Source organism: Streptomyces apricus (genome assembly GCF_008369065.1).
GTDB lineage: Bacteria > Actinomycetota > Actinomycetes > Streptomycetales > Streptomycetaceae > Streptomyces > Streptomyces apricus.
Map to the genome: position 1 here is coordinate 9,015 of NZ_VDFC01000040.1, position 12,677 is coordinate 21,691.

The following is a 12,677-nucleotide window of genomic DNA, read 5'->3' on the forward strand; positions in this document are numbered from 1 at the left end:
CTCCCCCACTCCCCCACACAGGAGATTCCGTGTTCGGATCGACGAGATCACCAGGACGCCGGATACCCACCCTGCTCACCGCCCTCGCCCTGACGGCGTCGGCCGCGGGCGCCGTGGCCGCGGCCCCGCCGGCCCGGGCCGCACAGGACGCCGCGGCCCTCCCCACCGGCTGGGCCACCGTCGTGAACGCCGGCAGCGGCAAGTGCGTCGACGCCCGGGCCGCCGGAACGGCCGACGGCACCGCCGTCCAGCAGTACGCGTGCAACGGCAGCCAGGCCCAGCAGTGGGAGCTGCGCGACACCACCGACGGCCGCGTACGGGTCGGCAACCGCGGTGACGCGACCAAGACCTGGGACGTCACCGACGTCTCGGCCGCCGACGGCGCGCCCGTGCAGCTGTGGACGTACAGCGGCGGGACGAACCAGCAGTGGCAGCCCGTGGCGGACGCGGACGGGACCTATCACTTCGTGAACCGCAACAGCGGCAAGTGCCTCGACGTCCCCGGCGCCTCGACCGCCGACGGCACCCAGCTCCAGCAGTGGACCTGCAACGGGTCCGCGGCGCAGTCCTTCCGTATCGCCCCGGTGGACACGCAGCAGCCGCCCGGCACCCCCGACCTGGGCCCGAACGTGACCGTCTTCGATCCGTCCACCCCGGCCGCCACCATCCAGAACAGCCTCGACGCGGCCTTCTCCCAGCAGGAGACCAACCAGTTCGGCACGGCCCGCAAGGCCTTCCTCTTCAAGCCGGGCACCTACGACGCGAACGCCAACGTCGGGTTCTACACCCAGGTCGCGGGGCTCGGGCTCTCCCCCGACGACGTCACCATCCGGGGTGCGGTGCACGCCGAGGCCGACTGGTTCCAGGGCAACGCCACCCAGAACTTCTGGCGTTCGGCGGAGAACCTGTCCGTGACCCCGACGTCCGGCACCGACCGCTGGGCGGTGTCCCAGGCGGCCCCGTACCGCCGGATGCACCTGCGCGGCAACCTCCAGCTCGACGACGGCGGCTGGTCCAGCGGCGGCTACATGGCCGACACGAAGATCGACGGACAGGTCAGGTCGGGCTCGCAGCAGCAGTGGCTGTCGCGCAACACCGAGTGGTCGAGCTGGACGGGCTCCAACTGGAACATGGTCTTCGTCGGCGCGCAGAACGCCCCCGCCAACAGCTTCCCCAACCCGCCCTACACCACGGTCGACAGGGCGCCCGTCACCCGCGAGAAGCCCTTCCTGTACGTCGACGCGGCCGGCGCGTACAAGGTGTTCGTCCCCGCCGTGCGCACCGACTCGCGCGGCACCACTTGGGCGTCGGGCACCCCGGCGGGCACCTCACTGCCCCTGTCCGACTTCTTCGTCGTCAAGCCGGGCGCGACCGCGGCACAGCTGAACGACGCCCTGGCCCAGGGGAAGAACCTGCTGGTCACTCCGGGGGTCTACCACCTGAACCAGACGCTGAAGGTGACCCGCCCCGACACCGTCGTCCTGGGTCTGGGCCTTGCGACCTTCATCCCGGACAACGGCGTGACCGCCATGACCGTCGCGGACGTGGACGGTGTCAAGCTCGCCGGGATCCTCTTCGACGCGGGCACCACCAACTCGGCGCAGCTCCTGGAGATGGGCCCGGGCGGGTCGTCCGCCGACCACGGGGCCAATCCCAGTTCCCTGCACGACGTGTTCTTCCGCGTCGGCGGCGCGGCCGTCGGCAGGGCCACCACCAGCCTCACGGTCAACAGCGACGACGTCATCGGCGACCACCTGTGGATCTGGCGCGCCGACCACGGCAACGGCGTCGGCTGGAGCATCAACACGGCCGACACCGGACTCGTGGTCAACGGCGACGACGTCACCATGTACGGCCTGTTCGTCGAGCACTACCAGAAGCACCAGACGATCTGGAACGGCAACGGCGGGCGCACGTACTTCTACCAGAACGAGATGCCCTACGACCCGCCCAACCAGGCGGCCTGGACGAACGGTTCCACGCAGGGCTACGCCGCCTACAAGGTCGCGAACTCCGTGACCAGCCACCAGGTGTACGGCTTCGGCAGCTACTGCTACTTCAACGTGAACCCGGCCGTCACCGCGGAGCACGCCATCGAGGCGCCGAACTCGGCGAACGTGCGCTTCCGGAACATGGTGACGGTCTCCCTCGGCGGCACCGGCACCATCCGCCACGTCGTCAACGACCGGGGCGGGCCGTCGAACTCCGCCACCAACGTCGCCAACCTGGTGAGCTACCCGTGACCGGGCACAGGCAGGGACTCACCCTGCGCGGCAGTAACCGGTCCGGCCCGGTGCGCGCCGTCCTGCGGATGATCGTGCTGCTGGCGACCCTCCTGGGGCTCGCGTCACCGCCCGCGCACGCGGCGCCCGGCGCGGCGCAGCAGACCGCGCGGGAAGCGGCCCCCTTCAAGGTGCTCGCCCTCCACAGCGGCACCTGGGACGCCGCGCACATCAGCTTCGTGCGCGAGGCCGACCGGTGGTTCCCCGCCCGCGCCGCGGAGAACGGGTTCACCTACACGGCCAGTACCGACTGGAACGTACTGGCCGACGGGCGCGTCGACGCCTACCAGGTGGTGCTGTTCCTCGACGACCTGCCGCAGACCGCCGCACAGCGGTCGGGCTTCGAGCGGTACATGCGCGCGGGCGGCGGCTGGCTGGGCTTCCACGTCGCCGCCTTCACCACCGAGGCGCAGCAATGGCCCTGGTACCACCGGCAGTTCCTCGGCAGCGGCGATTTCAAGTCGAACACCTGGGGCCCGACGACGGCCACGCTGCGGGTCGAGGACCGCACCCACGCCTCCACCAGGAACCTGCCCGCCACCCTCACCTCGTCGGTCAACGAGTGGTACGGCTGGTCGAACGACCTGCGGCGCAATCCGGACATCAAGGTCCTGGCCTCCATCGACCCCAGCAGCTTCCCGCTCGGCACCGATCCGGACCAGACCTGGTACAGCGGCTACTACCCGGTCCTGTGGACCAACACCGAGTACCGGATGCTCTACGCGAACGTCGGTCACAACGCGATGGACTACGCGACCGACATACCGCTGTCGTCCACGTTCGCGAGCGCCTCCCAGAACCGTTTCCTGCTCGACGGACTGAAGTGGCTCGGTGGCGCTGCGCAAGCGAATCAGGTCAGGCCGATCCTCCGTTCGTGACCCAACTCCCGCCGCCGTGGGCTAGATTTCGAACGCCCTCGCTTCCGGACTTCATCGGAGGGGCGCTCTGAGGAGATTCTGGAGCGGCACATGCACCCCTTGGAAGTAGCCAGACAGGCCCAGCCCTCCCTGCAGGGAGGGCTGGCCGACAGTCTCTTCGAGACGGCGGAACGCGACCCCCTGCTGCCGCAGTTGGCGCGCCGCTCCGACACCTCTCCCGCGCACTGGTCGCAGGTGACCGCGATCGAGCTGCGGGACGAGGTGCTGGACGTCGCCAAGGGCTTCATCGCGGCCGGCATCTTCCCGGGCCACCGCGTGGCCGTCATGGCGCGCACCCGCTACGAGTGGACCGTCCTCAGCTACGCCCTGTGGACGGTGGGCGCCGAGATCGTGCCGATCCACCCGACCTCCTCGCACGACCAGGTGGCGTGGATCCTGCGGGACGCGAGCTGTGTGGCCGTGGTGGTGGAGGACGAGCAGGGCATCATGACGGTCGGCTCGGTGATCGCCTCGCTGCCGGGCCTGCGGCACGTCTGGCAGCTGGACTCCGGGGCCCTGCGGGACCTGACCGAGGCGGGCCGGGACGTCCCGGTCACCACCGTGGAGTCCATGCGCCGGATCGTGCTGCCCGACTCGACCGCCGTCATCGCCTACACCTCCGGCACGACAGGCGGCCCCAAGGGCTGCGCGCTGAGCCACAGCAGTCTGGCCAGTCCCTGCGACACCCTGCTGGCGGGGTGGGGGCACACCGTGGCGCCCGCCGGGCAGCAGCCCGCCGTCCTGGCCTTCCTGCCCTTCTCGCACGTGTACGGCCTCATGGTCCAGGGGCTGTGCATGCGCGGCGGGTTCCTGATGGGCCACGAGCCCGACCCGCGCACGGAACGGCTGGCCGACGCCCTGCTGTCGTTCCGGCCCACCTATCTGCACGCCGTCCCGCTCGTCTTCGAGAAGCTCTTCAAGAATTTCCTCCGCGAGGCGGAACAGTCGGGCCGCGGCGCCCTGTTCGAACGCGCCGTCCGCACCGCGCGGGACTTCGCCGCCGCCACCGAGCGCCAGCGCCTCGGCACCGGCGCCGGGCCCGGACTCGACCTGCGGCTGCAGCACGCCCTCTACGACAAGACGGTGTACCGCAGGCTCCGCGCGGCCCTCGGCGGACGCGTGTGCGGCGCGGCGTCCGGCGGCTCCCCGCTCAACCGTGAACTGGCCCTGTTCTACGCGGGCATCGGGATCCCCGTCCACGACGGGTACGGACTGACCGAGACGAGCGGCGGCATCACGGCCCAGCCCGTGGGCCGGGAGAAGCTCGGCACCGTGGGGCGGCCGCTGCCCGACACCGAGATCCAGGTGGCGCAGGACGGGGAGCTCCTCGTGCGGGGGCCCTCGGTGTTCCAGGGCTACGTCAACGACGAGGAGGCCAACCGGGCGGCGTTCCGCAACGGCTGGCTGGCCACCGGCGACCTCGGGCGGCTCGACGAGGAGGGCTACCTGAGCATCACCGGCCGCAAGGAGGACATCGTCGTCACCAGCGGCGGCAAGAGCGTCGCCCCCGCGGTCCTCGAAGAGCGGCTGCGGGTGCACCCGCTCGTCCACCAGGCGGTCGTCGTCGGCGACGGCCGGCCCTGCGTGGGGGCGCTGATCACCCTCGACCCCGCGTACCTGGCGCACTGGCGGGCGCTGCACGCCACCCCGGGCGACGCGCAGGACCGCCGGCTGCGGGAGGAGAACGCCCTGCGGGAGGAGATCAACCGCGCGGTCGGCGCGGTCAACTCCACCGTGTCGCGCTCGGAGTCCATCCGCGTGTACCGGGTGCTGCCCGAGGCGTTCGACCTGGCCAACGGGTTGCTGACGCCCTCGATGAAACTGCGCAGGGACGCCATCACGGAACGGTACGCCGCCGAGATCGAGGCGATGTACCACTCCTCGTCACGCGCGCTCCGGGGCCCCGCCCCCGTCGACCCCTACAGCTGGGACGACACGGACAACGTCTTCGGCTGACCGGGGTCCTGCCGCGTACCGGGGCCCTGCCTCGTACGGCGGCCGACGCGTCCACAACAGGGGGCGGGCGGCTCCGCGGAACCGGGTCCGGCGCCGCGGGCCGACGTCCCGTCCGGGCGCGAACCGGAAAATTTGTGTCGTGCACGCTTCTTGACGCCCCTTGATCGGGCGTCTTAGTTTCGCAGCGATTAAAACGATTCAATCCACCGGGCCCCACAGGGGTCCTCTTTGTGCTGCCCCAAGAGCGGACTGGAACCATGAACGACCACACCGCAGTTCCAGGCACGGGTCTCCCGCGCCGGACCCTTCTCGCCGCGGCCGCCACGGCGACCGCCGCGGGCGCCGTCACCTGGGCGGCCCCCGGCCGCGCCGCGGCCGCCCCCGCCACCGCCGCCGCGTCGGGCGCCGCCGGCTCCGCCCTGCCGTTCGCCCGGCCGGGCCGGTCCGTGCGGCCGAAGTTCCGCTGGTGGTGGCCCGACGGCCTCGTGCAGCCCGACGAGATCAGACGGGAGATCGACCAGATCGCCGACGCGGGCTTCGGCGGCGCCGAGATAGCCGCCGTCCACCACAGCGTCAAGGACACCGCGCAGCTGGACACGGCCCGCCACGGCTGGGGAACCGCCGCCTGGGTGGCCGGCGTCGAGGCCGCGCTGAGCCAGGCCGCCCGGCGCGGACTCACCATCGACCTCACCGTCGGCCCCAGCTGGCCCGCCGCCGTCCCCGGCATCACCCCCGACAGCGAGGCCGCCGTCAAGGAACTCGCGCACGGAGCGGTCACCGTGACCGCCGGCGCCACCTACGCGGGGCCCGTCCCGGAGCCCGTCCACGCGGCGGCCCCCGGCGTGACGAAGCGCCGACTGCTCGCGGTGCAGGCGGCCCGGGTGAACACCGCCCACTCCACCCGCAAGGAGACCGGCCTCGACCTGGACTCGGTCCGCGACCTCACCTCCACCGTCTCCGACGGCGCCCTGGACTGGACCGCGCCCGACGACGGCACCTGGGTCGTGATCGCCTACTGGGTGCGCGGCTCGGGACAGATGCCGGAGGCCGGGCCGCACAGCGACCCGCCCGCCTACGTCGTCGACCACTTCAGTGCGGCCGGCACCCGCGCGGTGACCGACTACTGGGAGGAGCACATCCTCACGAAGTCCGTCCGCCGCCTGCTGAAGGTGTCCGGCGGCGCGCTCTTCGAGGACTCCATCGAGCTGGAGACCGACGGACTGCAGTGGACGCCGGGCCTGCCCGACGCGTTCCGCGAGCACACCGGCCGCTCCCTGCTCCCGCTGCTGCCCGCCCTGGTCCTGGACAACAGCAACCAGGTGTACGCGTTCGAGGCCGGCGTCACCCGCCAGATCCGCCACGACTTCTGGGAGACGGTCTCCGCCCTCGTCAACGAGCACCACTTCACGGCCCTGCGCACCTGGGCCCACCGGCTCGGACTGCAACTGCGCTCACAGCCCTACGGGTTGCAGACCGACGCCATCGCCACGGCCGCGATCCTCGACATCGCCGAGGGCGAGTCGCTGGGCTTCAAGAACCTCGACGACTACCGCTGCCTGGCCGGCGGCCGCGACATGGCCGGGCACACGGTGCTCTCCTGCGAGGCCGGCGCGTACACGGGCGGCGCGTACGGCACCACGTGGCAGAAGTTCCTGCGCACCATGGGCGGCGCGTACGCCGCCGGGGTCAACCAGACCGTCGTGCACGGCTTCTCGTACGCCTCGTTCCCGGGCGTCAACTGGCCCGGCTACGCCGCCTTCACCCCGTACAACGGCACGGTCGGCTACGGCGAGTCCTGGGGCCCCAGGCATCCCACCTGGAAGCACGTGTCCGACGTCTCCGACTACCTCGGCCGGATCCACCAGGTGCTGCAGAGCGGCCGCGCCCAGGCCGACGTCGCGGTGTTCCGGCAGACCGGCTACACGGCCACCGGCATCGGCGCCTCCTGGTTCACCGCCACCGGCATCACGCTCGGCTGGACCCACCAGTTCCTCAGCGGCCCGCTCCTCGACCTGCCCTCCGCCACCGTGCGCCGCGGCCGGCTCGCCCCCGAAGGACCGGCCTACAAGGCGCTGTTCGTCGAGGGCGACTTCTTCTACGGCTCCACGGTCACCCTCGCGCTGAAGGACGCGAAGGCCCTGCTGAAGCTCACCCGCGCGGGGCTGCCGATCGTCCTGCTCGGCGCCTGGGACACGGCGGTGCCGCCCGGGATCCCGGACCAGGGAGAGGCCGCGCAGCTGCTCTCCGTGGTGAAGGACCTGCTGGCCCAGCCGCTGGTCCGCCAGGTCACGGACAAGGCCCTGGTCGGCGACGCGCTCACCGCGCTCGGGGTGCGGCCCGACGTCCGCCACGCGAGCGCCTCGACCCTCCTCAACGCCCACCGGGTGGCCGACGGGGTCGACTACTACTACCTGGTCAACGGCAAGCACGCCGAGACCGTCAAGCCGGCGGTCGCCGCCGTCGACCACGAGGTCACCCTGCACCGCACCACCGCCGGGGGCGTGCCGTACCTGCTGGACCCCTGGACCGGGAAGGCCGAACGCCTCGCGCGCTACACCGAGGAAGGCGACTCGGTGACCGTGCGGGTCGCCCTGCAGCCCGCGGAGACCCTCGTCGTGGCGATCGGCCGGCCGGGCCTGTTCGGCGACCGCAACGGCTCCCGTCCGTACGCCACCGGCAGCGAGGCCGACGAGGTGCGGCTCACGGACGCCGGTCTCACCGTCCGCTCGGCGGCCCCGGGCACGTACCGGACCTCGCTCTCCAGGGGACGGGCCGTCAGCACCACGTTCAAGGACGTCCCGACGCCGACGGAGCTGACCTCCTGGAAGCTGCACGTCCAGGACTGGCGGCCCGGCGCCTCGGCGACCCGCACCACCGTCGTCGAGCACGACCTGACGCTCGACGCCCTGGTGCCCTGGTCGCAGATCCCCGAGCTCGCCGACGTCTCGGGCATCGGCCGCTACCGCACGACGGTCACGCTGGGCAACGGGTGGAGCGGCGGGTACGGCGCGCGGCTGGAACTGGGCGCGGTCACCGACACCTGCCGGGTGACGGTCAACGGCCACCGGCTCGACCCGGTCGACCAGATCCGCCCGGTGGTCGACCTGGGCGGCCTGCTGCGGCGCGGGGCCAACGTCGTCGAGGTCGAGGTGGCGACCCCGCTCGCCAACCGCCTGCGGGTCAGCGACCCCGGTGTGTACGGGGGTCTGGCCCGGGCGCCGTACGGGCTGCTGGGCCCCGTCCGGCTCGTCCCCTACGGACAGGCGCGCATCGCCTGAGCCCCTCCTCGTCCGCTCCCGTCCGTTCCCGTCCGTGCCTGCCCGGCAGGCACGGACGGACGAAGCAGCCGGCCCGCGACCGCCGATGCGGTCGCGGGCCGGCTGCGTGCCGTTCACCCGGCTGCTTGCGCCGTCCGGGTCATCCGGCCGCCGCGTTGACGAGCGGGCCCTCGGGCACCGGGCCCGCGAGCGCCGGTACGGGCAGCTCGCGGGGCATCGCCCGGGCCTCCCGCAGGCTGGGCGCGGGGACGGCCGGGACCAGCGGGGCGCGCTCCATGGCGCGGACCCGGCGCGAGAACCAGACGATCCGCCCGCCGCTGCCCGTGGTGCAGCACCCCCAGCCGTCGCTCAGGGCCGCTATGTGGCTCAGGCAGTCCCACGTCGCCGACTCCGGGTGGGACTCCCCGTCGATGTCCGCGACGGCCGTGATGAGGTGCTGGCCGTTCCACCACATCTCAAGGGTGGTGTTCTTGTCCGCCGCGTGCGCCTCGATCGTGCGCAGCAGCGTCTCCGTGCAACGGCAGACGGGCTCGACGAGGTTCTCCAGGTTCCAGTACCGGAGGTGGGCGGCCAGGATGCGCTTGACCTGATCGACCCGTTCCGGACTGACTTCCACGTCGAGGTGGTAGTAGCAGGGCACTACGGTCTTCATCGTTCTCGGCTCCTCACCGGCGAAACTCCCGCGTTTCCTCGCCCCTGTGGGCCTTGCTCCGAATACGGAGCGTGAACAGCGATTGCGTCTGAGTAACTCTCAGAGTGGGAGTGGTACTCCATTCGTGCAACCCGAGAACCGACCCAATGTGGTTGAAATGACAACAGGACGGCGCGTGGCGTCCCGTGCACCATGAGTGAGGGTGTCGGCCGCCGCAGTCGGCCGATGCCTCTTCGTGCACGGCCATCACGCACATCCGAAGGCGAACCGTGCGCATCCGAGGGAGTGGAAGGTGACCAGGGAGATGCTGCTGCCTGCCAAGGACGAGATCGCCAGGCACCTGGAGCTCTACCGGGCCTGGGAACGCATGATGCTCGCGGCCCCGTCCGACCGCGCCGCACGGGGCAACTTCGAGGACACGGGCTACACGCTCTGCGTCCTCATGGGAAAGCGGTGTGCCCGGGAGGCCGTGCACGCCGCCGAGCGCTATCTGGCGGCCGGTTCGGCCGCCCTGCGCCACGAACGGGCCGGCAGCGGCCCGGTGCTGCGCGGACTCCCGCACCACGCCGCAGGACTCGCGACGAGCTCCGCGACCTGAAGGACTTGACAGCTTGAGGAGTTGAAGGGCCTGAGAGCCCGGAGGTCCGACGGCAGGCACGACAAGCACGACAACGACCACCACAGCGAAGACGGAGGTGAATCCCATGACCGAGAATCCGGCTGACGGCCGCGTCCGCCCTGTCGGCCGCAAGCCCGTCGTCCCGACCGGCCGAGTCCCCGTCGTCGACGTCCGTCCGGCCGTCGACCGCGGAAACCGACCGGCGAAGGCGGTTCCGGGCGAGACGTTCCAGGTCACCGCCACCCTCTTCGGAGAAGGCCACGACACGGTCGGCGCGAACGTCGTCCTGTGCGACCCCGAGGGGCGTACCGGACCCTGGACCCCGATGCGGGAGCTCGCCCCCGGCAGCGACCGCTGGGGAGCCGACGTCACCCCGACGGCGGTAGGCGACTGGAATTACCGGGTGGAGGCGTGGTCGGACCCCGTGTCCGCCTGGCGCCGGTCCGCGCGCATCAAGATCCCGGCCGGCATCGACGTGGGCCTGGTCCTGGAGGAGGGCGCCGAGCTCTACGAGCGCGCCGCCGCCGGGGTGCCGCCGGAGGCGGGCCGGGCGGCGGTGCTGACCGCCGTGGACGCCCTGCGTGACGACACCCGCCCGCCGGCCTCCCGTCTCGCCGCGGCCCTGACGCCGGACGTGGACGCGGCGTTCGCCGGGCACCCCCTGCGCGAACGGCTCACCCGGTCCGAGCCGCTCCCCCTGCTGGTGGAGCGGGAGCGGGCGCTGTTCGGCTCCTGGTACGAGTTCTTCCCGCGCTCCGAGGGCGCGGTGGTGGAGCCCGGGAAGCCGCCGGTCAGCGGCACCTTCCGGACCGCGGCGCGGCGGCTGCCCGCGGTCGCCGCCATGGGCTTCGACGTGGTGTACCTGCCGCCGGTCCACCCCATCGGCACGACCTTCCGCAAGGGCCCCAACAACAACCTCTCGGCGAGCCGCGAGGACGTCGGGGTCCCGTGGGCGATCGGGTCGCCGGAGGGCGGGCACGACGCCGTGCACCCCGACCTCGGCACGATCGACGACTTCGACGACTTCGTGCGCACGGCGACGTCCCTCGGGCTGGAGGTCGCCCTGGACTTCGCGCTCCAGTGCTCGCCCGACCACCCGTGGGTGGAGAAGCATCCGGAGTGGTTCCAGCACCGGGCGGACGGCACGATCGCGTACGCGGAGAATCCGCCGAAGAAGTACCAGGACATCTATCCGATCTCCTTCGACGCGGACCTGCCCGGCCTGGTCCGCGAGACGCTCGGCATCCTCCGGTTCTGGATGGGCCACGGCGTGCGCATCTTCCGCGTGGACAACCCGCACACCAAGCCGGTCGTGTTCTGGGAGCAGGTGATCGCGGACATCAACCGCACCGACCCGGACGTCATCTTCCTGGCCGAGGCGTTCACCCGTCCGGAGGTCATGCACGCCCTGGCGCGCGTCGGGTTCCAGCAGTCGTACACGTACTTCACCTGGCGCAACACCAAACAGGAGCTGACCGAGTACCTCACCGAGCTCTCCGGTGACGCGGCCTCCTACATGCGGCCCAACTTCTTCGTGAACACCCCCGACATCCTCCCCGGGTTCCTGCAGCACGGCGGCCGGCCCGCCTTCGAACTCCGGGCCGTCCTCGCGGCGACGCTCTCCCCGGCCTGGGGGATGTACGCGGGATACGAACTGTGCGAGAACACCCCGGCCAGGGCGGGCACCGAGGACTACCTCGACTCGGAGAAGTACCAGCTGCGGCCGCGCGACTGGGAGGCCGCCGAGCGGGCGGGCACGTCCATCGCACCGCTCATCGGCTCGCTCAACAGGATCCGCCGGGACCACCCGGCCCTCCGCCACCTACGGAACGTCCGTTTCCACGGGACCGACAACGACGCCGTCATCGCGTACAGCAAGCGGACCGGCTCCGACGCGGTCGTGGTGGTCGTGAATCTCGACCCCCACCACACCCAGGAGGCCACGGTCTCGTTGGACATGCCGCGACTGGGCCTGGACTGGCACGAGTCGGTACCGGTGCGCGACGAGCTCACCGGCGAGATCTACCACTGGGGCAGGACCAACTACGTGCGCCTCACCCCCGGGCAGACGCCCGCGCACGTACTGACCGTCCTGCGACCGTCCTCACCGCCCACCGGAGGGTCACCCACATGATCGTCAACGAGCCCGTCGAGGACAAGTTCGAGGACACCCCCGCAAAAGACCGGGACCCCGAATGGTTCAAACGCGCCGTCTTCTACGAAGTCCTGGTCCGCTCCTTCCAGGACAGCAACGGCGACGGCATCGGCGACCTCAAAGGCCTCACCGCCAAACTCGACTACCTGCAATGGCTGGGCATCCGCCTGGATGCCGTGCCCTACCTGTTCGCCGAAGAGGGCACCGACTGCGAAAACCTCCCCGCCACCCACCAGGTCCTCAAACGCGTACGCGCGGAGATCGACGCCCACTACCCCGACACCGTCCTGCTCGCCGAGGCCAACCAGTGGCCCGAGGACGTCGTCGACTACTTCGGCGACTACACCGCCGGCGGCGACGAATGCCACATGGCCTTCCACTTCCCCGTCATGCCGCGCATCTTCATGGCCGTGCGCCGCGAATCGCGCTACCCCGTCTCCGAGATCCTGGCCAAGACCCCGGCGATCCCCTCCGGCTGCCAGTGGGGCATCTTCCTGCGCAACCACGACGAGCTCACTCTCGAAATGGTCACCGACGAAGAGCGCGACTACATGTATGCGGAATACGCCAAAGACCCCCGCATGCGCGCCAACATCGGCATCCGACGGCGCCTGGCCACCTTGCTGGACAACGACCGCAACCAGATCGAACTGTTCACCGCCCTGCTGCTGTCCCTGCCCGGCAGCCCGATCCTCTACTACGGGGACGAGATCGGCATGGGCGACAACATCTGGCTCGGTGACCGCGACGCGGTGCGCACCCCCATGCAGTGGACCCCCGACCGCAACGCGGGCTTTTCCTCCTGCGATCCCGGCCGG

General features: G+C 71.3%; 7 protein-coding genes and 1 pseudogene. 7 read left to right on the forward strand and 1 reads right to left on the reverse strand.

Annotated features, from left to right (window positions below; genetic code table 11):
- Positions 1–29: 29 nt before the first annotated feature.
- From FGF04_RS12965 to FGF04_RS12980, 4 genes and pseudogenes are all read left to right on the forward strand, one after another.
- Complete coding sequence (locus FGF04_RS12965) at positions 30–2,243, forward strand: RICIN domain-containing protein (protein ID WP_149511465.1); 2,214 nt, start codon at positions 30–32, stop codon at positions 2,241–2,243.
- A 68-nt stretch (positions 2,244–2,311) separates the two neighbouring features.
- Positions 2,312–3,121, forward strand: a pseudogene (locus FGF04_RS12970) (ThuA domain-containing protein); the annotation flags it as partial.
- 129 nt (positions 3,122–3,250) lie between these two features.
- The gene (locus FGF04_RS12975) at positions 3,251–5,155 is read left to right on the forward strand and encodes an AMP-dependent synthetase/ligase (protein WP_149511466.1); all 1,905 of its coding nucleotides are present in this window, start codon (positions 3,251–3,253) and stop codon (positions 5,153–5,155) included.
- Positions 5,156–5,412: 257 nt separating this feature from the next.
- Positions 5,413–8,433, forward strand: a complete 3,021-nt coding sequence (locus tag FGF04_RS12980) for a glycosyl hydrolase (RefSeq protein WP_149511467.1) — start codon at positions 5,413–5,415, stop codon at positions 8,431–8,433.
- A 139-nt stretch (positions 8,434–8,572) separates the two neighbouring features.
- Here the strand turns inward: FGF04_RS12980 and FGF04_RS12985 are convergent, their stop codons facing one another.
- On the reverse strand, positions 8,573–9,085 hold the full coding sequence (locus FGF04_RS12985; protein ID WP_149511468.1) for a pep a2: 513 nt from the start codon (positions 9,083–9,085) through the stop codon (positions 8,573–8,575).
- A 304-nt stretch (positions 9,086–9,389) separates the two neighbouring features.
- On the opposite strand from FGF04_RS12985, the gene FGF04_RS12990 reads away from it, so the two are divergent.
- From FGF04_RS12990 to FGF04_RS13000, 3 genes are all read left to right on the forward strand, one after another.
- A complete protein-coding gene (locus tag FGF04_RS12990) occupies positions 9,390–9,683 on the forward strand; it encodes a DUF5133 domain-containing protein (protein ID WP_149512244.1) in 294 nt (97 codons plus the stop codon).
- A gap of 106 nt (positions 9,684–9,789) precedes the next feature.
- The gene (locus FGF04_RS12995; RefSeq protein WP_149511469.1) at positions 9,790–11,838 is read left to right on the forward strand and encodes an alpha-1,4-glucan--maltose-1-phosphate maltosyltransferase; all 2,049 of its coding nucleotides are present in this window, start codon (positions 9,790–9,792) and stop codon (positions 11,836–11,838) included.
- Positions 11,835–12,677 (forward strand): alpha-amylase family glycosyl hydrolase (locus FGF04_RS13000; RefSeq protein ID WP_268893771.1); only part of this gene is annotated, 843 nt, incomplete at its 3' end. The genes FGF04_RS12995 and FGF04_RS13000, both read left to right, overlap by 4 nt.

Coding starts and splice junctions, on each gene's coding strand:
- FGF04_RS12975 (WP_149511466.1), top strand. CDS start 3,251: ATGCACCCCTTGGAAGTAGCCAGACAGGCCCAGCCCTCCCTGCAGGGA.
- FGF04_RS12980 (WP_149511467.1), top strand. CDS start 5,413: ATGAACGACCACACCGCAGTTCCAGGCACGGGTCTCCCGCGCCGGACC.
- FGF04_RS12985 (WP_149511468.1), bottom strand. CDS start 9,085: ATGAAGACCGTAGTGCCCTGCTACTACCACCTCGACGTGGAAGTCAGT.
- FGF04_RS12990 (WP_149512244.1), top strand. CDS start 9,390: ATGCTGCTGCCTGCCAAGGACGAGATCGCCAGGCACCTGGAGCTCTAC.
- FGF04_RS12995 (WP_149511469.1), top strand. CDS start 9,790: ATGACCGAGAATCCGGCTGACGGCCGCGTCCGCCCTGTCGGCCGCAAG.